Raw genomic sequence first — 20658 nt, forward strand, 5'->3', positions numbered from 1 at the left:
ACAAGGGCAAAGCCTATGGAACCGGCTCGAGCTTATGCGTTGACATCTAATCATTTGATATCTATCAATATGACTAGCGGTGGGCAAGAGAGGAAATGCGGTCATGCAATATGTCTACATCATCGTCCTCGGCCTTCACGTCATGGCGGGCGTGTTCTGGGCCGGCACCACCATCGCGGTCGCCCGCGAACCGGAGATCAGAGCGGAACGTTTCTTCCGGCCGCAAATGGGCGCAGCCGGCGTGGTTTTCCTCACGGGCTTGCTGCTGTGGTATTTCTTCCACAACGGCTCTTTCGGCTCGATGGAGAAGGTCTTGGCGCTGGGCATCTTGACGGCGTTAATCGCCGCCGGGGTTCAGGGCGCGCTGGTGGGTTCCGCCAGCAGGCAGTTGGCCGGCGCTGATGCGGCGAAGCAAACCCAATTGCGCGCCAAGATGACAAAAGGCGAACGCATCGCTGGCGGCCTGCTGGTCATCACCGTGTTCTGCATGGCCACCGCCAGGATGTTTTGAGCGTCCTGCCGCAATCGCAAGATCGTACGGTGCCCGGCGATAGCCGGCGGCGTGCGCGGCGCGCAGATCGGACCGACGTGCCTGGTGGCTCTCCGTACGGAGGTTCGGCTGCGCGCCACCAATCAATATTCCTCAGATCCGCAAGCCGAACCTGATGCCGTCATAGATGGCGGCGTGGATGTTGCGCGAGGCTACTGCATCGCCGATGCGGAAGAGCACGAAACCACTCTGCGGATTGCGCACCGGAAAGATGTCGCCGCCATTGACCAGTTTTTCGTAATCGATCGCGCCGGCGTTCTTCGACAGCGGCTTCAGCGCCAGGTAGAGATCGTCGAGCGGCAGCGTGCCGTGCTCGACCACCACCTGGTCGACCCGCCGCTCGCCGCGCCAGCCATCGGCGAAGTCGGAGGCGAGCTCGGCGATCAGCTGGTTGCCTTCGCGCCGCACCGAGCGCAGCCGTGTGTTGATGGTCACCGTGACCCCCTTTTCCTGGAAGGCGCGCATGTAGGGCACATGGTTCATGCCGCCCATTTCCGGGGCGAAGAAGCGCTCTGGTGAGACCAGCTCCAGCCTGGCGCCGCTATTGGCGATCAGTTCGGCGGCACCCATGCCCTGATGGCCGCCATTGTCGTCATAGAGCAGTACATTCTCGGCCGGCTTGATGCTGCCGGCCATGATATCCCAGCTCGAGGTGACGAGATCGTCGCCCGCCGTCAGAGGCGGGTTCTGCGGCAGCCCGCCGGTGGCGATCACCACCACGTCGGGCGACAGCGCCAGCACATCGTCCTTTTCCGCCCATTTGTCGTAACGGATCTCGACGCCGAGCCGGTCGAGCTCGGCCAGACGCCAATCGATGATGCCGATCAATTCCTTGCGGCGCGGGTTCTGCGTTGCCAGCCGCACCTGGCCGCCGGCCTGGCTCGATGCTTCCAGCACCGTCACCTGGTGCCCGCGCTCGGCGGCGACGCGCGCCGCCTCCAGCCCGCCGGCGCCGGCGCCGACGACGACCACCTTCCGCTTCGGTCCCTCGGTTTTCGGAATAATATGCGGGATATCAGCCTCGCGGCCCGTCGCCGCATTGTGGATGCACAGCGCCTCGCCGCCCTCATAGATGCGGTCGAGGCAATAGGTGGCGCCGACGCAAGGCCGGATCTCGTGCTCGCGGCCTTCCATGACCTTCCTGACGATGTGTGGGTCGGCGATGTGGGCGCGCGTCATGCCGACCATGTCGAGCTTGCCGGTGGCGATGGCGTGACGCGCGGTGGCGACGTCGGAAATCCGCGCCGCATGGAAGGTCGGGAATTTCGTCGCCGCCCTGATCTCGCCGGCAAAGTCGAGATGCGGCGACGAGCGCATGCCGGTCACCGGGATGACTTTTGTCAGCGCCGCATCGGTCTCGATCGAGCCACGGATGATGTTCAGGAAATCGACCTTGCCGGAGCCGGCCAGCCGCCTGGCGATTTCGACGCCCTCCTGTTTCGACAGACCTTTCTCGAAATCCTCGTCGGCGACCATGCGGATGCCGACGACGAACTTTTCGCCGACCGCGGCACGCACTGCGTCGAGCACCATTCCGGTGAAGCGCAGCCGGTTGTCGAGCGAGCCGCCGAAATCGTCGTCGCGCTGGTTGGTGGCCGGCGACCAGAAACCGTCCATCAGATGGCCGTAGGCTTCGAACTCGATGCCGTCGAGGCCGGCAGCCTGGCAGCGCTGCGCCGCCGCCGCATAGTCGGCGACGATGCGCTCGATATCCCAGTCCTCGATAGTCTTGGGAAAGGCACGATGGGCCGGTTCGCGCACCGGCGAAGCCGACAGGACGGGCAGCCAGTCGGCCTTGTTCCAACCGGTGCGGCGGCCGAGATGGGTGATCTGTATCATCACCTTGCAATCGTGCTCGTGGCAGGCATCGGTAAGCTCGGCGAGCCATGGCACGATGCGGTCGTCATAGACATGCAGATTGCCAAAAGCGGCCGGGCTGTCGCGCGAGACGATCGCCGAACCGGCGGTCATGGTCAGCGCCATGCCGCCCTTGGCCTTTTCGGCATGATAGAGCCGGTAGCGCTCTTTCGGCATGCCGTCCTCGGAATAGGCCGGCTCATGGCTGGTCGACATCACCCGGTTCTTCAGCGTCAGATGCTTGAGCTGATAGGGCTGGAGAAGCGGATCGTTGCTGGTCATCGTCTTCCTGCTGTTTCAAATTGTGCTAATGAGCGGCAAATTTTGTTTTTACGCATGTCGCCGTCCCAAATCCGCTGCACAGTTTTGGGCGACATGCAGCAAGGAACCTGCTCATGACCGATACGAAAAACCTCACCCAGCTCGGCACCAACGTCGAGGCGCCACAGAGCCCTGAAGCGGCAGTCCTGGAAACCGTGCCGTTTTCGCGCGGCGACGGCCCGCCGGCCATCGTTCGCTTCACCTGCCCGGAATTCACTTCGCTCTGCCCGGTCACCGGCCAGCCGGACTTCGCCCATATCGTCATCGACTACGCACCCGATGCGCTGCTGGTGGAATCGAAGTCGCTCAAGCTGTTCATGACCTCGTTTCGCAACCATGGCGCCTTCCACGAAGAATGCACGGTGATGATCGGCCGCCGCATCATCGCCGCGACCAAGCCATTGTGGTTGCGCATCGGCGGCTACTGGTATCCGCGCGGCGGCATTCCGATCGACGTGTTCTGGCAGACCGGCGCACCGCCGGAAGGTGTGTGGCTGCCCGACACAGGGGTTGCACCCTATCGCGGACGCGGCTAATCGGACGAAGCGGCTCACCTGATCCCGGTCCGGCACAGGTTAGTCTCCAGGAAAGGCATCACCGCGTCGCGGTACCGCTGTTGGTCATAGCGATAGAGATCAACATGCCGCGCGCCGTCGAACCAGACCAGCTTTGCGTCAGCGCCTGCCGCATCTTTCAACGCCAGTGTCTGGCTGCGAGCGACAAACGGATCCGAATTGCCACCTAGCAGCAATATCGGCCGATCAATCGCGCCGATGCGATCGACCGGCCTGACATCATCTACCCCGAAGTCAAGGCGGAGCTGCATCTGCGCCAAGAGGATGGTCGCCTGTACGTCGCGCAACATAGGCAAGGGCGCTCGCAACGCCGTGGTTTCCAGCAAAGTCGCGTAGAGCTGCTCCAGGACATAGGCATCGGCATGCTCCTGCTGAGCGCCAAATACAAAAGCAGCCGCACCGAGCGACGAGCCGATGGCCGCCACCTTGCGACCGGCGAAGCGTTGCCGCGCAAAGGCGAGGATGCGGCTGGCGTCCTGCCGTTCGATGTAACCAAAGCCTCTGATATCGCCGCCGCTTTCGCCATGTCCCGACAGATCGAACAGCACGATCGAGTAGCCGCTTTCGAAAAGCAGCTTCGCTCTTGGAACCATGGCCAGCTTGTTTGAACCGCGTCCGTGTAACAGCACGATTGTTCCGCAACTGTCCTGCCGATCCGCCACCCAACCGGCAAGATCGGGCGCGCCCTCTTGCTTCAGAACGATGCGCTCCACCTCTAACCCCACAGGCAGCGTGAAGCTTTGCTGAGGCACGCGGGCCACCGCGCGGCTTCCTGCCTCCCAGGTGACAGCGCAGGCCAGGACGCAAACCGCCGCGAATAAAGCAACCACGACAGGACCTCTTCTCATCGATCGGTCACGTGCACTTCGCATCAGTTGAGCGGCAGCCGCCGGTAACGGCCGGGACTGTTCGGATCGCTGAAATGGTGCATCGGCCCGTGTTCGGCGAAGTGTGCTGACCAGCGTTTCATTGCCGCCGGGGCGAGCTCGACACCCAGCCCGTCACCTTCCGGCACGCGCACCGTGTTGGCGATCTGTTTGAACGGGCCGTCCTTGATCACGTCGCCGATCTGCCAGCGAAACAGGGATTGCGACGCCTCGGTGATCCATGGCGTTGCCGCCACGACGTGCAGATAAGCCGATGTCATGATGCCGAGATCGTTCGAATAGCACCAGAACCCCTTGCCCATCGCCTCACAGGCGGCAATGAATTTCAGAGTTTTCGACAATCCGCCGAGTGCTGCGAAATTGCAGACGAAGTAATCCGGCGCACCGAGCGCGACTGCCCGTCTGAGATCCGGGATGTGCGTCGAGAACGGAATGCGCGAATGCTGGCGCAGCGCAGCCATCTCCTCGAAGGTCGCGACCGGATCCTCGTAGTTGCGGATGTTGAACGGCTCGATCTCGCGCAGCACCCAGCGCGCTGTGGTCAGCGACCACTGCATGTTGGAATCGAGTTTGATCTGCGCTTTATCGCCAAGCGCCTCGCGCAGCATGCGCACTGTCCTGATCTCGAGCTCGGGATCGCCCATGATCAGCTTGCCCTCGAAGATCGTCGAGCCGTGCTGTTCTCGCATGCCGAGACAGTAGTCGACGATCGCTTCGGCGGTCATCTCGCCGCCGGCTCCGCCTTGAGCGGGGCGAAAGGCGAAATATTCCGAAAACGGAATGTCCTTGCGCACCGCGCCGCCGAGCAGCTTGTAGAGCGGCATGCCGAAGACCTTGCCTCTTATATCCCACAGCGCCAGTTCGACGGCGCCGAACGCCACCGTGGCTGCATTCTCGCCGGTGTTGGCGGTAATCTGCCAGGGCGGCACGCAGCGCGCCTCGCAGTCGGCGATGTCGAGCGGATCGGCGCCAATCAGCGCCGGCGCGATCTCGGCCTTGATCACCTCGCCGAAATGCCACCATGGCGCCTCGCCCAGTCCGACCACGCCTTCGTCCGTCTCGACCTCGATGATCGATTTCGACGCGCCGCCGTAGAGACCAGCCGTCCACCAGAACGGAGCATCGAGCGGGACGTTGACGTGGGTGACGCGGATGTTGGTGATCTTCATCGATTCCGTTCTCACTCGCACTGGTATTGGCTTAGCGCCCATTCGCCGGTCACCGAGAGCAGGTCCGATATCTTCCAGTCGCCGTCGATTTTTTTGAACTTCCATTCCAGCCGATGCGGGTTGCCGGCGGCGACGAAGGCGACGACGACCTTGGCCTCGTCGCCCTTGACCGCTTCGATGGTCTTCAGGCTCTTGTCGATCTCCGCCTTGTCGTATTCGGAATTGTCGAGCGCCATGTTGGGATCGAGGCACTCGCCCTGCCCCGACTTCCGCAGCGCGTCGCTCTTGTCGAGCACCGACTTTGCCGGGTCGGTGAAATGGCCCCGCTGAGCCGGATCGACCTCGAGCCCGGCATGCTCGTAGAACGGCTTCACCACCGCAGTCGGCGAGCCCGGCTGCACGGGTGCGGCCGGCGCGTTTTCTGCCGGCGGCAACACTGCCGGCGGAGGTGCCGCACTGTCGGCCGGCGCGTTTGCGGGCGGCGCGCCGAACAGGCCCTGAGCGGCGGCGCTGCTCAATCCGGCCAGCAGGCACGCAGTCGCCAAAATCCAGGGATGGCAGCGAAGCACGGCGTCACTCCGGAGGCTGCCCGGCCAGGCATTCGAGCGCACTCAGCGTCCAGCCGCTGGTCTTCGAGGTAATGTCGGCGACCTTCCACTTGCCGTCGATCTTCTTCAATGACCAGACCATTTCGCGTTTGGAATCATCGCCTTCCGGAAAAAGGTTGAACGTCGCCGTCACCTCGGCGCTGTCGCCATCCAGCGTTTCGGCCAGCGTCAGCGTCTTGGCCACGGTCTTCTCGTCATAGTCCTGCGCATCGAGACCAGGGGCGAAGTCGATGCAGGGAACTTCATCCGGATGGCTCTTTGCCGCATTGTCGTTCAGTTCGAACAGTTTCGTCACCGGTGCGGTGAAGCGGTCGCGATATTGCGCATCGGCCTCGAATTTGACCGACGGGACATAAAAGAACTTCACGGCGTTGGCAGCAGGGCCGGCAAACGCGGCCGCCGGCACAGCCATCGAAAGCGCGGCAACAAAAAGTGGCAGTTTCATGGGTGTCCCCGATTGTTCACTGACGGAAGCTATCAGTACCACGCATCTTGCCCGTCGGCTTTCTTGCGGTCCATGAAATCCTGCAACGCGTCCTCTGCTGGCAACTCAGGCGTTCAGCCAGACATTCTGGAGATCCATCTCGAAGGTTTGGTGGACACCGTAGTTCTTCACCTTCTCGTTCATGTGGCTGAACAGCTTCTGCCAAAACGGCTGAATGATGACGCCCGAATCCTGCAGGATCTGCTCGATGTCCTTCATGACCTCGCGGCGCTTTTCCACGTCGATGAGCGAAAGAGCCTGCTTGAGCTTGGCGTCGAAATCAGGGTTCGAGTAGCCGGTTTCGTTCCAGGCCTCGCCGGTGCGATAGCCGAGCGCCAACACCTGTACGCCAAGCGGGCGCATGTACCAGATGGTCATCGAATAGGGGTATTTCGTCCAGTCGTTCCAGAAGGTCGACCCCGGCAGCACGGTGCGCTTCACTTTGATCCCGGCATCGCGCAACTGGCCGGCAATAGCGTCGCCGGTGTTCTTTTGCCAATCGTCCTCGACGGTGATCAGTTCATGCTCGAAGTCGTCCTGCCCGGCATCGGCCATAAGCTTCTTGGCGCCCGCGGCGTCGCGTGTCTTCTTGGGCAGCGCGTAGTATTCCGGATGAATCGGGCTGACGTGGTGGTTTTCACCAACAGTGCCTCGCCCGGCGTAGCCAAGTTCGAGCACCGCTTTGTTGTCGACGGCCATCTGGAGGGCGTTGCGAACCCGCTTGTCGTCATAGGGCTTGTTCGTGATGTTGGTCCGGGCGACGAGCGTGGTCGCTGTCGCGACCTCCGATTTGACCAGCCCCATCTTGTCGAGAATGTCTATGAAGTCGGCCGGCGTCTCGAAGTTGAGGTCGATTTCGCCGGAGTCGAATGCATTTATCGAGGCGTTGAAATCGGTTCCGTAGTCGATGAATTCGACGCCGTCGAGAAGCGCTTCACCGCCCCACCATTTGCCATTTTCACGACGCTTGACGACCGCTTTCTGGCCGACCGCATAAGACACCAGTTCGAACGGCCCGGTGCCAATCGGCTTCTCGATCGGATTGGCGCCGTCGGCGTCGAAGTTGCGATGGACCACCAGCGCCGGATAGTCGGTGAAGTTCGGGATCAGCGAGATGTCCGGCTCGTTCAGCTTCAGCTTCACCGTGTTGTCGTCGACCTTGGTGATCGCCCCTTCCCTGGCCTTGCCGGTCTTTGCATCGATCAGCGCACCGACGCGCGCGGCCATCGAATTGCCGGCGGCAGCCTTCTCGCACCAGCGCGTCAGATTGTAGGCCACGTCATCGGCGTTGAAAGCATCGCCGTTGTTCCAGGCGATGCCCTTGCGCACATGCAGCACGTATTCGGTGGCGTCGTCGTTGACCTCCCAGCTTTCGAGCAGAACCGGCTCGAATGTGAACTGGCGGGTGTAGCGGACAAGCGGCTCGAGCCAGCAGCGTGAAATGTTCGCAAGTTCCACCCAGTCGTAGGTGCGCGTGTCCTTTTGCGCCTTCACCGACATCGAAACGTGCAGCGTTCCGCCTTTCTTCGGCTCTTCAGCCAAAGCCCGCTCCGGCACGGCAAGTCCAATCATGCCGTAGGCAAGGGCCGCCGATGCGCCGAAAGCGCTTGCCAGGGCCAGAAACTCCCGCCGGTCGACGCGACCGGCGCGCGCCTCGCTGGCCATTGCTTCGATGGCGCTCGGTACGCGATCGCCGTTGCTTCTGAAGAGTGTCATTTTTTTCCTCCCTTATGGTTCGCATCGGGTCTTCGCCCGTGATCAACTAACGCTGTCCGGCAGTTTCTCCTCGCGCCGCGCAATCAAATCTTTGAGACCATCGGCGATGCCCTCATCGAGCTTCGGCTCCTCATAATCGGCGAGCATGTTGCGCGCTTTCTCGCGGCCGCGGGTGTCGTGGTCCTTTGCTCCTTCCGCCTTCCACTGTTCGAACGAATTGAAGTCCATGATGCTCGGTATGAAGAAGGCGGACTCGAAATGTTCAAGCGTGTGCTGGGTGCCGAGGAAATGGCCCTGCGGTCCGACCTCGCGGATAGCCGCCATAGCCTCCTTGAAATCGTCGAATGGCAGCCCGCCAGCATATTTGTACCAGCCGACAAGCTGCTCGCAGTCGGTGGCAAATTTCGAATAGCCGCAGGTCAGGCCGGCCTCGAGCCAACCGGCGGAGTGCCAGATGTAGTTGGCGCCGGCAAGGATGGCGGCATGCATCAGCATGTTCGCCTCGTAGCCCGCCTGGGCGTCGTTCAGCTTCGAGCCGACGTGGAAACCGGACGTGCGCCACGGCAGACGATACTTCCGCGCCAGCGCGCCCATGAGATACATCATCTGGGCCGCCTCCGGCGTGCCGCCCATGGGAGCGCCGGTCTTCATGTCGACCGTCACCATGAACTGTCCGTAGATCTGCGGCGAACCCGGACGCAGGAGCTGTGTGAACGCGACGCCCGCCAGCGCTTCGGCATTGACCTGCGCGACCGCACCGACGGCAGAGGCCGAAGTCGAGGCGCCGCAAAGGGCGAAGGGGGCGAGGATCAGCGGCTGGTTGTGGCGCGCATAGACTTTCATCGCGTCCAGCATGGTGGCGTCCCACACCAGCGGCGAATTGCAGTTGGTGATGGACACCAGGACCGGGTTGTCGCGGACAAAATCCTCGCCGAACACGATGCCTGCCATCGCCATCGTGTCTTCGGCTCGATCCCTGGAGGTCACGATGCCCATGAACGGCTTGTCGGAGTGCTTCAGCGCCGAATGGATGATGTGGAGGTGACGTTTCGGCACCGCGATTTCCATCGGCTCGCAGATGATCGAGCTCGACGAATGCAGCGCCGGCGCCATGTAGGCGAGCTTGTGGAAATTGTTGAGGTCGGCGAGTGTGCCGTAGCGCCTGTTGTTGTCGAGGTCGCGTACGTAAGGCGCCCCGTACATCGGCACGAAGATGGAGTTGTTTCCACCCACACGTACGGAACGCTGAGGATTCCTCGCATTGAGCGTGAACTCCGACGGGACCTTCGAGATGAGCTCCACCAGCAGGGCGCGGTCGATCCGGACCCTTGTCTCCGAGACATCGGCGCCCGCCGCCTTCCACATTGCGATCGCTTCGTCGTCGCGGAACTCGCATCCGACTTCTTCGAGGATGGAGAGCGACTCCTGGTGGATCAGCTCAACCGCCTCGTCCGGAACCATCTGATAGACGGGAATCTGGCGGACCAGGGTTGGAAACGACGCTATGGGTGCGCCCCGCAGCGCCTTGCGCCCCAGGCGGCCACCGCTGCGGCGGTTGGTGTGTTCGCTCACTTCAACGGCCGGTGCGTTCATGAAGGCTCCATATTCCTGTTGGTGACCAATCTAGCCAGACAAAATGCAGCTGTGACGCTGGAAAATCCTGATCTCTTGTATAAGCTCAGCTTATGCGAAGCTTGCGCCACCTGCTGCCGTCGGCCGGCAGCCTGATCGTTTTCGAGGCCGCCGGGCGGCTGTCGAGCTTTACCGCCGCCGGGCGCGAGCTCGGCATGACGCAGGCTGCCGTCTCCTATGCGATCCGTGGGCTCGAAGAGCAGCTCGGCGCGAAACTCTTCCAGCGCCGCCACCGGCAAGTCAGCCTGACCGAGGCCGGCGACCGCTTCCATGCCGACGTCTCGCTCGGCCTGTCGCACATTCGCAAGTCGGCGGAGGATCTGCGCCAGATCGCCGTCGGCGCGCATGTGACGCTCGCGGCCTCGACCGCCTTCGCCTCGTTCTGGATGATGCCGCGCCTGCAGCAGTTTCGCGACGAATTGCCGGGCATCGACCTGCGCATCCAGACCGCCGACCGCGATCTCGACATCATCGCCGAAGACATCCCGCTCGGCGTCCGCGGCGGCGAGCCCAGGGAATGGCCGGATTATCATTCGCTGCCGCTGGCCGATGAGGTGATATTCCCCGTTGCCGGCGTTAGTTACGTGGCACGGTTCGGGCTGCCGGAGCGTGTCGCGGACCTTCAATCGCACCGCCTCATCCATCTTGAAGAGCCGTTTCGCGAGGCCGCGAGCTGGGACGAATGGTTCGCCTCGGCCGGTGTCGACATCGCCGATGCCGGACGCGGCTTGCGCATCAACGACTATGCGCTGGTGATCCAGGCAGTCATGGAAGGGCAAGGCATCGCGCTCGGCTGGGGTCACCTCGCCGAGCGGCTGCTGGCATCAGGGCTGCTGGTGCGCGTCACCGGCCACACGATGACGACCGGCAAGGGCTTTCATGTCATCTGGTCGAAGAACCGCGAACTCAGCGACAACGCCCGCAAGGTGCGGGACTGGCTGGCGGCGCAGGCGTGAGGCCGATAAATGCCCGGTCAAACGGTCACGACGATCTTGCCGAACTGTTCGTTCGATTCGAGATAACGGTGCGCCTCGACGATCTGGTCGAACGGAAAGGTTCGGGCGATTGCCGGCTTCAGCGAACCCGAGCTCAGTCCGTCAAGGATGAACGCCTTGGCGGCCTGCAGCCGGACCCGATCGCGCACGATCTCATGGACGAGATAGCCGCGCAGCGTCAGCGTCTTGGCCAGCACTGCAGGTAGCGGAAAGGGGGTCGGGTCGGGGCTCAAGCCGCCATATTCGATGAGAATGCCATCCCGTGCCATCGCTGCCGTCAGAGGCTCGAAGATCGGCCCGCCGACCGCGTCGAACACCACGCGCACGCCGTCCGGGCCGGCGATTCGCTTCAGCCTGGCTTCCAGGTCCTCCTCTGCCGAGGCGATGACGTGGGCCGCGCCGAACTCAAGCAAAGCCCGCTTCTTGGCAGATGTCCGTGTGACCGCGATCGGGGTCGCGCCAATCATGTTGGCGATCTGGATCGCGGCAAGTCCGACGCTGCTCGAGGCCGCGGTAATGACAACAAAGTCCTCGCTTTGGAGGTTGGCAATGTCGATCAGCGCACCGTAGGCCGTGAGATATTGCATCCACGCGGCGGCGGCCTCTTCCCAGCTCAGCGATGGCGGGTGCTTGACGACGAGCTCGGCGGGATATGTGGCAATCTCACCATAGGCAGGCCAGCGGACCATCGACAATGGCGGCACGATGCTGACGGCATCGCCCGGCGCAAACCCGTCCACGCCTTCGCCGACCATCTCGACGATACCCGCCGCCTCGAGCCCAAGACCGGAAGGCAACGGCGCGGTCTGGATGTAGGTCCCCGAACGCAGCAGCGCCTCGGCGCGGTTTATGCCCAACGCCTTGACGCGTATCTGAATCTCACCGCTCGCGGGCGCAGGCGTGTCAACATTCTCGATGCGCAGGACCTCGGGACCACCGAGCTCATGAAAGCGAACGACACGTGCCATCGGTCACAACTCCAAAATATTTGAACTGAATCAGCTATGCCAGCGCTCATCAGGCGGATAAATAGTCGCTTGAGTAGATCAGCAGAAACTATAGGTTTTGAATATGGATCGCCTTACGAGCATGGCCGTGTTCGTCAAAGCCGTCGACCTGGGCTCGTTCGCAGCCGCGGCGGCGGCTCTCGATCTGTCCGGGCCGATGGTCGGCAAGCATGTCCGGTTTCTCGAGGAGCGCCTGAGCGTGCGCCTCATCAATCGGACCACGCGTCGCCAAAGCCTGACCGATTTCGGGCGCGCCTATTATGAACGCTGCCGGCTGGTGCTTGCCGAAGCGGAGGCCGCGGATGCACTCGCCGCCGACCAGCTTGCCGAACCGCGCGGAAAACTGCGTGTCCTCATGCCGGTGCATTTCGGCCGGCGCTGCGTTGCCCCGATCCTGTTCGGGCTTGCGCAGCAATATCCGGCGCTGGAACTTGACCTGTCGTTCAGCGACGCCCTCGCCGACCTCGCCGAGGACGGCTGCGATCTTGCCATTAGAACGGGCGACCTGGAGGACCAGGCCGGGGTAATGGCACGTCGCATCGCGCGCCAGCACATGCTCGTCTGCGCATCGCCGTCCTATCTCGACCGGCACGGCCGGCCGCAGCAAATAGATGACCTCGGCAGCCATCACGCGATCATCTACCGCCGTTCCGGGCGTGCCGTTCAGCCGTGGCTGTTTCCGCGCAACGGCCACCCCGCGATTGAGGTCAGGCCCGTCAGCAGATTGGGGCTCGACGATCTCGATGCCATCGCCGATGCCGCGGCCGCCGGCATGGGGCTCGCCTGGCTGCCATACTGGATGGTTCGCGAGCGCATTCAGGCGGGCGTACTTGTCCCGCTGCTGCCGGAACAGCCACGGTTTCTCTATGACGCCCATGCGCTGTGGTTGCAGACGCCTCACCTGCCGATGAAAGTCCGTCTTGCCGTCGATGCACTGGCGGCAGCGCTGCCCAAGCTCATGACTTGAAGTGCACGAGCGGCCAGTCGCGATCAGCTGCGTGGATTTCCTCAATTCCGCCCTCCCGCATCGACCACGAATCCGCCTATAGTGCCCCATGCCGATCCGCCAGCTTTCCGAAACGATGATCAACCAGATCGCCGCCGGTGAAGTCATCGAGCGTCCGGCAAGCGTGGTCAAGGAACTGGTCGAGAACGCGCTGGATGCAGGCGCTACCAGAGTCGAGATCGTCACCGCCGGCGGCGGGCTGAACCTGATCCGCGTCAGCGACGACGGCTCGGGCATTCCGGAAAAAGAACTGGCGCTGGCGATCGCGCGCCATTGCACCTCCAAGCTCGCCGACAACATTCACGACATCCGTTCGCTCGGCTTTCGCGGCGAGGCCTTGCCGTCAATCGGCTCGGTGGCGCGGCTGTCGATCCGCTCGCGCACCGCGTCCAGTGAAAACGCCGCCGAGATCGGTATCGACGGCGGCCGCGTCTCCGCGGTCAGGCCGGCGGCGGCCAATCGCGGAACCACGGTCGAGGTGCGCGACCTGTTCTTCGCCACGCCCGCAAGGCTCAAATTCATGAAGGGCGAGCGCGCCGAAAGCACGGCCATCGGCGACGTGGTCAAGCGCATCGCCATCGCCTTTCCCGCCGTGCGCTTCACCCTGGCCGGCCCGGACCGCTCGACGCTGGAACTGCCGGCGACCGACGACAGCCCGGAAGGCCGGCTGCGCCGGGTGGCGCAGGTGATGGGCGCCGACTTTCCGGACAATGCGATCGCCATCGACGCGATGCGGGACGGCGTGCATCTCGCCGGCCATGTCTCGGTCCCCTCCTTCACCCGCGCCAACGCGCTGCAGCAATACGCCTATGTCAACGGCCGTCCGGTGCGTGACAAACTGATCGCCGGCGCCATTCGTGGCGCCTTCGCCGACGTGCTGCCGCGCGACCGCCATGCCGTCACCGTGCTGTTCCTGAGGCTCGATCCGGCGATCGTCGACGTCAACGTCCATCCGGCCAAGGCAGACGTGCGCTTCCGCGACCCGGGGCTGGTGCGCGGGCTGATCGTCGGCGCCATCCGCGAAGCGCTGGCCAATGCCGGCATCCGCGCCGCCACCACCGGGGCCGCCGGCATGATGACCGCGTTCCGGCCAGGCGCCGCATCCTATGCGCATGGCGGCCCGGCCAACGGTCACCGCAGCTACGAGGCCGCCTATCGGGCATCGGGCTTTTCCGGGTTCGATCCTGCCCGTTCGCCGCAGCGGCCGCTCAATATGGGCGACGGGTTCGGCGAGGACGAGCAGGCGGCCTTCGACGCCGGGCCGCTGCACAGCGCCGATGCGCGCGCCGGGCAAAACGAAGCGGCGGAAACGCTGCTCGGCACGGCGCTGGGCGCGGCGCGCGCGCAAGTGCACGAGAATTATATCGTCGCCCAGACCAGGGATTCGCTTGTCATCGTCGACCAGCATGCGGCGCATGAGCGGCTGGTCTACGAGGCCTTGAAGAACGCCCTCCACTCACGCGCGGTGCCGTCGCAGATGCTGCTGTTGCCCGAGATTGTCGATCTGTCGGAAGAGGATGCCGAGCGGCTTGCCAGGCATTCCGAGACGCTGGCCCGCTTCGGCCTCGGCATCGAGCGCTTCGGCCCCGGTGCCGTCGCGGTGCGCGAGACGCCGTCGATGCTCGGCGAGACCAACGTCCAGCAACTGGTGCGCGACCTCGCCGACGAGATCGCCGACAACGACACGGTCGACACGCTGAAGGAGCGGCTGGACAGAATAGCCGCGACCATGGCCTGCCACGGCTCGGTGCGTTCCGGCCGCCTGCTCAAACCGGAAGAGATGAACGCGCTGCTGCGCCAGATGGAGGCGACGCCCGGCTCCGGCACCTGCAACCACGGCCGCCCGACCTATATCGAGCTCAAGCTGGCGGATATCGAGCGACTGTTCGGGCGGCGATAAGGAACTCGCAGGGCGCAGCCCCCACCCGGACCTTCGGTCCGACCTCCCCACAAGCGGGAGGTAGGGAGCCCTACCCGCCGACGCCTCGCGAGGAGCTTACCCTCCCCCTTGTGGGGAGAGTCGCTGCGAAGCAGCGGGGTGGGGGGTACGAAAAGAGCCGCTGTACAGCGGCTCTTTTCGAGTCAGGCACAGCCCCAAACCCTTTGCTCACCTCTTCAAATTCACCACGATGACGCCGCCCAGCGCCAGCGCGCCGCCGAAGATGCCAAGCAGCGTCGGCACCTCGCCCAGCCAGAAGAAGCCGATCAGCGTCGCCATCGGCGACACCAGATAGAGGAAGTTCGAGGCACGCGCCGCGGGCAGGCGGGAAAGCGCTGTTGCCCAGGCAGCGTAGGCGATCAGGCTGGGTACGATGCCGAGAAAGATGACGGCGCCGAGCCCGGCGGTGTCGGCGACCGCCGCCTGCGCCAGACCGCTCGGCAGGAACGGCGACAGGCAGAGCGCGCCAAGCACCATGTTCGAGGCCGAGATCGTCAGCGGGTGATGGTGGGCAAACAGCGGCTTCTGGACGATGGTGTTGACGGCCGAGCACAGCGCCGAGCCGAGGACAAGCAGCGCACCATTGTTGAAATGCAGCCCTTGCCCCTCGCCCATGGCGATGATCCCGATACCGGCGAAGGACAGGAATGTGCCGGCCCAGGCGAGGCCCGAGAAGCGTTCGCCGAGCAGCGCCATGGCCATGATGGCGGTGAAGATCGGGCTGACATTGATGATGAAGCCGGCCGCACCGGCCGAAACGGTCAGCTCGCCGAAATTGAGCATCACCGTGTAGAGCGCGACGAAGACGGCACCACCGAAGACAAAGCGCCAGAGTTCATCGAGCCTGGGCAGCGCCGGCCGCTTGACCGCGAGGAAGATCGCCGCCGGAACCGCGGCGATGGCAAAGCGCAGCGCGCCAAGTTCCAGCGGCCCGAAAGCGGCAAGGCCGGCGCGGATCGCCGGAAAGGCGGAGGCCCAGCCGACCACCGTCAGCGCCACCGCGATGGCAGCCGTGGCATCCATGCGCTGTGTCGTATTCAACGTGCCGGTGTAAGCGCTCATCTGGGTGTCCTCGCGATCCAATGCCATGAAGTAGAGAAACGCTATTGCGGGTCGGTTGACAAACGAACAAATCGAGCATCACCTGTGACTATGGATCACAGCTTAGACCCGATGCTGCCGCTCGAAACGCTGCGCGCCTTCGACGCCGCGGCTCGGACCGGCAGCTTTTCGGCGGCGGCCGAGAAGCTCAACATCACTCACGGCGCCGTCAGCCGGCAGATCGCCAAGCTCGAGGGTTGGCTCGGGCTGAAAGTCTTCGATCGCGGCGCGCGCGGCGTCTCGCTGACCATCGAGGGCAACCGGCTGCATCTGCGCACCACCGAAGCCTTTGCCCTGATCGCCAGCAATTCGGATCGCTGGGTCGAGCCGCGCGGCACGGCGGTGGTGCGGCTGACCTCGATCCCTTCGGTCAGCGGGCTGTGGCTGATGCCGCGTATGGCGGCGCTGGAGAACCACCCGTCGAAGCTGCGTATAGTGCTCGACGTCGACATCCGCCAAGGCGATCTTGCCGACGAGGGCATCGACCTGTCGATCCGCTGCGGGCGCGGTCGCATTCCGGGCCGGATCTCGGTGCAGCTTTTCGAAGAATATGTGTTCCCGGTCGCCTCGCCGGAATTGGCCAGGGAGATCGGCCGCGGAGATCCTGCCCGGCTGCTCGAATTTCCGCTGATCAACGATTCCGACGCTTCGGCCTGGCGCGCCTGGTTTGCGGCGCAGGAGATGGACTATCGGCCGCGGCCGCACGACCGCCGTTTCGAGGACTACAATCTGGTGCTCGACGCCGCCGCGCACGGGCTCGGTATTGCGCTGGCACGTCCGCCGTTGACGGTGGACCAATTGAAATCGGGCCGCATCGTCGCCGTCGACGAACGCAGTGCGCTGAGCCCGATATCCTACTGGCTCGACCGGCCGCTGGGGCGCCCGCGCGCCGCCGCCGCCGAACTCGCCCGGCGCATCGCCGTCCAGGCCGGGCTGCCAGCGAAGAAGATCGAGCAGTTTATCACCGCCGAGGAATGAGAAGCGCGTCGCGTTCGACCGGCCTCATGCGACGCGCTTCAGGTTCTTGTGTTTATGCATGTCGCGCAAAACCGCTGCACACTTTTGCGCGACATGCATTGGCATCCGCTTTGCCGGCTTGTTCGAGCAAGTGTCACCAGAAACAGAACCACGCGAGGCCAACCGAGCTTGACCTCGCCGCAATTTGTGGCGATGACATCGTCATGAATTTCGGCACCACCCCATGATGAACCGTTTCGAAGGACCCGGCGGCAAGGAAGCCCGCATCCGCTATCTCGACGGCGACTTCCAGGTGACCAGCCCCGGCGCCTTCGTGCGCTGCGCGGTGACCGGCGAGAGCATCCCGCTCGACGAGCTCAAATACTGGAGTGTCGCCAGGCAGGAACCCTATGTGAATGCCGCCGCCTCGCTGCGCCGCGAGATCGAAGCGCATCCGGAACTGCGCCGCCGACGCTAGTCCAGCGCAATGAAAGCCGCCCCGTTGCGATCCTGCGCCCTCTGCCGCGGTGTCAGGCCGGCAACACCGAAACCTTAGAGGCCATGAAATAAAAAACCCGCCTCAAGTTCGAGGGCGGGCCACCGGCGAATCATCACTATACCCAAATTACTAGCATAGCTGCCGGCACAAAGCAAGAACAAAATACGTTCGACCGGCGGAAAGCCGCAAATTCCAGTCCCGCATTGCCTCGGTGCTCACGCTTCTGGTCAGCCTTTAAGCCGGCGCTGCCGCCAGGCATCCAGCGTCTCGTCGATGATGCGTTGCGGCACATGGTCGAGCTCGAAGACGGTGTCGATCTCCAGCACATCGAGCCCGTCGAGGAATTCCGGCGGTGCCGCGCCGTGACGCAGGCGGGCAGCGTCCTTGGCGGTGGTAATGAGACCAAGCCCGGCTTTACGTGCTGTCGCCGCCAATTCGGCAAGCTCGTCCGCACTGTAGAAATGATGGTCAGGAAACGGTCGGGTCAGCGCAAGCTCGCCGCCGGCCTCGGCTACGGTGTCGAAAAACCTGTCGGGATGGCCAATGCCGGCGAACGCCAGGAACCGCCTGCCGGCCAGCGTCACCTTGCTGCTCGGGGCAGTGTGCGCCTCGAAGATCGGCCTGCCGGCACGCGCTGCCTGGCGCACGACCGTATCGGCCGCGGTGCCCTCGCCCATCTTCAGCAAGGCGCTGGTGAAGACCAGTTGGTCGACGATCTTTGCCCGCAGCGGCCCGCCGGGGATGACGCGGCCATTGCCGATGCCATGGCGCGCATCGACAACGACCAGCGCATAGTCGATGTGGATACGCGCGCTCTGAAAACCGTCATCCATGATCAGGAAATCGCAGCCGAGCTTCTCCAGCAGAAGCCTGGCGCCGGCGGCCCGGTTCGGCGTCACCGCGACCGGGGCGTGTTCGGCCAGAAGCAGCGGCTCGTCGCCGACATGCTTGGCGGCATCGTGGTGCGGATCGACGATATGCGGCTGCGCGAAGGAGCCGCCATGGCCGCGCGACAGGAAACCCGGATTAAGCTGCATGCGCCTGGCCTGCTCGGCCAGCGCGATCGCCACCGGCGTCTTGCCGGTGCCGCCGACGGTGAAGTTGCCGACGCAGAGCACCGGCGCCTCGACCTTTTCACGCGGCGCGTGCCGCATGCGGCGACCGGCGACAAGCGCATAGACGGCGGAGAGCGGCGACAGCGCCGTGACCCGCCAGTCCGGCTCTTCCCACCAGAAGGGTGGCGCTTCCGAGGTCACGTCAGCGCCCGTTCGCGCCCTTCAGGCGCGACTTGACGACCAGCGGCTGGATATAGGGCTCGAGCGACCTGAGCGTATGCGCCAGCGCACCGCGCATCTCGTCGACCGTCGCCGCACCCGCCGCCATCATCTCATGGCGGGCCGCCTCGTTGGTCAAAAGGAAATTAACGGCGCCGGCCAGCATATCGCGGTCGCGCACCAGCTTGGCGCCGCCGCTATCGAGCAGGCGCTGATAGGCCTCGCGAAAATTCTGGACGTTGCGGCCGGCAAGCACCGCGGTCTCCAGCATGGCTGGTTCCAGCGGGTTCTGGCCGCCCTCGGAAGTCAGCGAACGGCCGACAAAGGCAATTTCCGTCAGCCTCAGATAAAGCCCCATCTCGCCGATCGTGTCGCCGAGCAGAATATCGGTGTCGGCGGTGATCCTGTCGCCCTTGCTGCGCTGCGCCAGCTTCAGGCCCATGCCGGAAATCTGGGCGGCCAGCTGCCCGGCGCGATCGGGATGGCGCGGCACGATGATCGTTAAAAGCCCGTGGTGGCGCTTGTGCAGCATGGCGTGAACTTCGGCGGCGACCGCCTCTTCGCCGTCATGGGTCGAGATCGCCGCCCAGGTCGGGCGGCCGCCGATCTGGCGTTTCAGCGCCGCCAGTGCCCGCTCGTCGGCCGGCGGCGGCGCGGTGTCGACCTTGAGATTGCCGGATACAGTGACCGGCCGGGCGCCGAGCGAAAGGAAGCGCTCGCCATCGAGATCCGACTGGGCGACGACATGGGCGAGATTTTCGAACAATGCTTCGGCAATGTTGGCGCGCTTCTTCCAGGACTTGAAAGAGCGGTCGGACAGCCTGCCGTTCACCAGAACCTGCGGCACGCGGCGGGCGCCGAGTTCCAGGATGGTCATCGGCCAGATCTCCGATTCGGCGATGATCGCCAGGTCCGGCTGCCAATGGTCGAGGAAGCGGCTGACCGCCGGCTTGAGGTCGAGCGGCACATATTGGTGGATGATGCGGTCGCCCAGCCGTTCTTCGGCGACCTGCGCCGAGGTGACCGTGCCCGTCGTCAGCACGATGTTGACGCCGTAATCGAGAATGCTCTCGACCAGCGGCACGACGGCGATGGTCTCGCCGACGCTGGCTGCATGGATCCAGATCACCGGGCCTTCGGGGCGCTCGCGTCCGGCGACGCCGTAGCGTTCGCGCCGGCGAATGCGATCCTCCTTGCCTCTGGAAGTGCGCCAGGCGACATAAGGCCCGGCCAACGGGTAGGCGGCCGCCCCCGCGAAACGGTATGCGGTCAGGAAGGCGCGCGCCCAGCGCACACTCATTTCGAACCGTCCACAAGGCGATAGGCCTCGGCGGTCGCGGCATTAAGCGAGGCCGTGACCTCCTGGCGCTTGCGTTCCATTTCGGCGGCGTCGGCGTTGGCCGGCACGAAGACAGGCGTGCCGACGACAATCGAGGAGCGGCCGAAGGGCAAGTTGATCGTCGTCTTGTCCCAGCTGCCCTCGATCACCTTGCGGCGGCTGGTGGCTATCGCGGCAGGCAGGATCGGCCGGCCGGACAGCCGCGCCAGAAGGACGACGCCGAGCCCCGCATCGCGCGGCGTGCCGTGGGGAATATCAGCAATCATGGCGACATTCTTGCCGGTGGCGAGCGACTTTTTGAGGGCGATGAGCGCCTTGGCCCCGCCCTTGTCGAGATGCCTTGCGCTTTCGCGCCCGCCAGAGCCGCGCACCGCCTCGATGCCGAATTTCTCGACCATCAGCGCGTTGAGCTCGGCATCGGCGCTGCGCGATACCATGGCAACCAGCGGCCGTCCCTTGGGATAGTAGGCCGGGGTCAGCAGGTGCTGGCCGTGCCAGAGCGCGATGATGCCAGGCTCGAGCTGCGCATAGGCGCCGCCGGAAAACTTGGCCGATCCGTCGACCATGCGGTTGGTCAAGCGGACAAGGCGAACGAAATACGCAAACAGCGCGGCAAGCGCATTCTTGACGAATCGCGACTGCGCCAGCGGTTCGCGGATCTTGCGCCAGAACGTCTTCGGCTTGCGACGTCTGACCGCCGACCGCGGGGCTGATCGCTTGACCGCTTCATGGTTCATCGATG

The 20658-nt window shown here is 64.1% G+C and carries 19 protein-coding genes; 7 read left to right on the forward strand and 12 right to left on the reverse strand.

All coding sequences use genetic code 11. From position 1 onward, the window contains the following. Positions 1-103: 103 nt before the first annotated feature. A complete protein-coding gene (locus NKJ32_RS18960) occupies positions 104-511 on the forward strand; it encodes a hypothetical protein (protein WP_023674396.1) in 408 nt (135 codons plus the stop codon). 132 nt (positions 512-643) lie between these two features. Here NKJ32_RS18960 and NKJ32_RS18965 read toward each other — a convergent pair whose 3' ends face one another. After that, the gene (locus NKJ32_RS18965) at positions 644-2689 is read right to left on the reverse strand and encodes an oxidoreductase (RefSeq protein WP_352645897.1); all 2046 of its coding nucleotides are present in this window, start codon (positions 2687-2689) and stop codon (positions 644-646) included. Between the two features lie 113 nt (positions 2690-2802). Here NKJ32_RS18965 and queF point away from each other — a divergent pair, with 113 nt between their 5' ends. Then, a complete protein-coding gene (queF, locus tag NKJ32_RS18970; protein ID WP_023674394.1) occupies positions 2803-3264 on the forward strand; it encodes a preQ(1) synthase in 462 nt (153 codons plus the stop codon). Positions 3265-3278: 14 nt separating this feature from the next. On the opposite strand, the gene NKJ32_RS18975 is transcribed toward queF, so the two are convergent. The 6 genes from NKJ32_RS18975 to NKJ32_RS19000 all read right to left on the reverse strand — a co-directional run bounded on the left by NKJ32_RS18975 (position 3279) and on the right by NKJ32_RS19000 (position 9760). Beyond that, positions 3279-4175: an alpha/beta hydrolase gene (locus NKJ32_RS18975; protein ID WP_352645899.1), complete on the reverse strand. Its 897-nt coding sequence runs from the start codon at positions 4173-4175 to the stop codon at positions 3279-3281. Next, a complete protein-coding gene (locus tag NKJ32_RS18980) occupies positions 4175-5359 on the reverse strand; it encodes a mandelate racemase/muconate lactonizing enzyme family protein (RefSeq protein WP_023674392.1) in 1185 nt (394 codons plus the stop codon). The genes NKJ32_RS18975 and NKJ32_RS18980 overlap by 1 nt, the downstream gene beginning before the upstream one ends. Before the next feature lie 11 nt (positions 5360-5370). Next, a complete protein-coding gene (locus NKJ32_RS18985; protein WP_051406072.1) occupies positions 5371-5928 on the reverse strand; it encodes a hypothetical protein in 558 nt (185 codons plus the stop codon). Between the two features lie 4 nt (positions 5929-5932). Continuing rightward, a complete protein-coding gene (locus tag NKJ32_RS18990) occupies positions 5933-6412 on the reverse strand; it encodes a DUF3828 domain-containing protein (RefSeq protein ID WP_352569801.1) in 480 nt (159 codons plus the stop codon). A gap of 105 nt (positions 6413-6517) precedes the next feature. Beyond that, complete coding sequence (locus NKJ32_RS18995; RefSeq protein WP_352569800.1) at positions 6518-8167, reverse strand: ABC transporter substrate-binding protein; 1650 nt, start codon at positions 8165-8167, stop codon at positions 6518-6520. 42 nt (positions 8168-8209) lie between these two features. Further along, positions 8210-9760: a trimethylamine methyltransferase family protein gene (locus tag NKJ32_RS19000; RefSeq protein WP_352828450.1), complete on the reverse strand. Its 1551-nt coding sequence runs from the start codon at positions 9758-9760 to the stop codon at positions 8210-8212. A 92-nt stretch (positions 9761-9852) separates the two neighbouring features. Here NKJ32_RS19000 and NKJ32_RS19005 point away from each other — a divergent pair, with 92 nt between their 5' ends. Beyond that, entirely contained in the window at positions 9853-10755 is a 903-nt protein-coding gene (locus tag NKJ32_RS19005; protein WP_352569797.1) for a LysR substrate-binding domain-containing protein, read from the forward strand. A 17-nt stretch (positions 10756-10772) separates the two neighbouring features. On the opposite strand, the gene NKJ32_RS19010 is transcribed toward NKJ32_RS19005, so the two are convergent. Then, positions 10773-11762: a zinc-dependent alcohol dehydrogenase family protein gene (locus NKJ32_RS19010; protein ID WP_352569796.1), complete on the reverse strand. Its 990-nt coding sequence runs from the start codon at positions 11760-11762 to the stop codon at positions 10773-10775. Between the two features lie 103 nt (positions 11763-11865). On the opposite strand from NKJ32_RS19010, the gene NKJ32_RS19015 reads away from it, so the two are divergent. After that, positions 11866-12768 (forward strand): LysR family transcriptional regulator, encoded by a 903-nt coding sequence (locus NKJ32_RS19015; protein ID WP_352569795.1) that lies wholly within the window; start codon positions 11866-11868, stop codon positions 12766-12768. Between the two features lie 88 nt (positions 12769-12856). After that, positions 12857-14707, forward strand: a complete 1851-nt coding sequence (mutL, locus tag NKJ32_RS19020) for a DNA mismatch repair endonuclease MutL (protein ID WP_352569794.1) — start codon at positions 12857-12859, stop codon at positions 14705-14707. Positions 14708-14914: 207 nt separating this feature from the next. On the opposite strand, the gene NKJ32_RS19025 is transcribed toward mutL, so the two are convergent. Then, positions 14915-15808, reverse strand: coding sequence for a DMT family transporter (locus NKJ32_RS19025; protein WP_352474383.1), 894 nt, complete (start codon positions 15806-15808; stop codon positions 14915-14917). 90 nt (positions 15809-15898) lie between these two features. Here NKJ32_RS19025 and NKJ32_RS19030 point away from each other — a divergent pair, with 90 nt between their 5' ends. Then, complete coding sequence (locus NKJ32_RS19030; RefSeq protein ID WP_352699095.1) at positions 15899-16825, forward strand: LysR substrate-binding domain-containing protein; 927 nt, start codon at positions 15899-15901, stop codon at positions 16823-16825. A 223-nt stretch (positions 16826-17048) separates the two neighbouring features. Next, entirely contained in the window at positions 17049-17282 is a 234-nt protein-coding gene (locus NKJ32_RS19035; protein ID WP_031211156.1) for a DUF2093 domain-containing protein, read from the forward strand. 248 nt (positions 17283-17530) lie between these two features. On the opposite strand, the gene lpxK is transcribed toward NKJ32_RS19035, so the two are convergent. Genes lpxK through NKJ32_RS19050 form a run of 3 tightly spaced genes read right to left on the reverse strand, consistent with a single transcriptional unit; the run spans position 17531 to position 20653 of the window. Then, entirely contained in the window at positions 17531-18559 is a 1029-nt protein-coding gene (lpxK, locus tag NKJ32_RS19040; RefSeq protein WP_352474385.1) for a tetraacyldisaccharide 4'-kinase, read from the reverse strand. Between the two features lies 1 nt (position 18560). Continuing rightward, complete coding sequence (gene waaA / locus NKJ32_RS19045) at positions 18561-19877, reverse strand: lipid IV(A) 3-deoxy-D-manno-octulosonic acid transferase (protein ID WP_352474386.1); 1317 nt, start codon at positions 19875-19877, stop codon at positions 18561-18563. Further along, positions 19874-20653 (reverse strand): lysophospholipid acyltransferase family protein, encoded by a 780-nt coding sequence (locus NKJ32_RS19050; protein WP_023717166.1) that lies wholly within the window; start codon positions 20651-20653, stop codon positions 19874-19876. Before NKJ32_RS19050 ends, waaA begins: the two co-directional genes overlap by 4 nt. Between the last annotated feature and the right edge of the window lie 5 nt (positions 20654-20658).

The organism is Mesorhizobium sp. M0159 (assembly GCF_040322295.1).
Lineage (GTDB): Bacteria > Pseudomonadota > Alphaproteobacteria > Rhizobiales > Rhizobiaceae > Mesorhizobium.

Bases quoted from the DNA above. Each gene is read 5' to 3' on its own strand.
- NKJ32_RS19030 (WP_352699095.1), top strand. From the start codon at position 15,899: ATGGATCACAGCTTAGACCCGATGCTGCCGCTCGAAACGCTGCGCGCC.
- NKJ32_RS18980 (WP_023674392.1), bottom strand. From the start codon at position 5,359: ATGAAGATCACCAACATCCGCGTCACCCACGTCAACGTCCCGCTCGAT.
- NKJ32_RS19035 (WP_031211156.1), top strand. From the start codon at position 17,049: ATGATGAACCGTTTCGAAGGACCCGGCGGCAAGGAAGCCCGCATCCGC.
- NKJ32_RS19025 (WP_352474383.1), bottom strand. From the start codon at position 15,808: ATGAGCGCTTACACCGGCACGTTGAATACGACACAGCGCATGGATGCC.
- NKJ32_RS18975 (WP_352645899.1), bottom strand. From the start codon at position 4,175: ATGCGAAGTGCACGTGACCGATCGATGAGAAGAGGTCCTGTCGTGGTT.
- NKJ32_RS18965 (WP_352645897.1), bottom strand. From the start codon at position 2,689: ATGACCAGCAACGATCCGCTTCTCCAGCCCTATCAGCTCAAGCATCTG.
- queF (WP_023674394.1), top strand. From the start codon at position 2,803: ATGACCGATACGAAAAACCTCACCCAGCTCGGCACCAACGTCGAGGCG.
- NKJ32_RS19050 (WP_023717166.1), bottom strand. From the start codon at position 20,653: ATGAACCATGAAGCGGTCAAGCGATCAGCCCCGCGGTCGGCGGTCAGA.
- NKJ32_RS19005 (WP_352569797.1), top strand. From the start codon at position 9,853: ATGCGAAGCTTGCGCCACCTGCTGCCGTCGGCCGGCAGCCTGATCGTT.
- waaA (WP_352474386.1), bottom strand. From the start codon at position 19,877: ATGAGTGTGCGCTGGGCGCGCGCCTTCCTGACCGCATACCGTTTCGCG.
- NKJ32_RS19010 (WP_352569796.1), bottom strand. From the start codon at position 11,762: ATGGCACGTGTCGTTCGCTTTCATGAGCTCGGTGGTCCCGAGGTCCTG.
- mutL (WP_352569794.1), top strand. From the start codon at position 12,857: ATGCCGATCCGCCAGCTTTCCGAAACGATGATCAACCAGATCGCCGCC.
- NKJ32_RS19000 (WP_352828450.1), bottom strand. From the start codon at position 9,760: ATGAACGCACCGGCCGTTGAAGTGAGCGAACACACCAACCGCCGCAGC.
- NKJ32_RS18995 (WP_352569800.1), bottom strand. From the start codon at position 8,167: ATGACACTCTTCAGAAGCAACGGCGATCGCGTACCGAGCGCCATCGAA.
- NKJ32_RS18990 (WP_352569801.1), bottom strand. From the start codon at position 6,412: ATGAAACTGCCACTTTTTGTTGCCGCGCTTTCGATGGCTGTGCCGGCG.
- NKJ32_RS18960 (WP_023674396.1), top strand. From the start codon at position 104: ATGCAATATGTCTACATCATCGTCCTCGGCCTTCACGTCATGGCGGGC.
- NKJ32_RS19015 (WP_352569795.1), top strand. From the start codon at position 11,866: ATGGATCGCCTTACGAGCATGGCCGTGTTCGTCAAAGCCGTCGACCTG.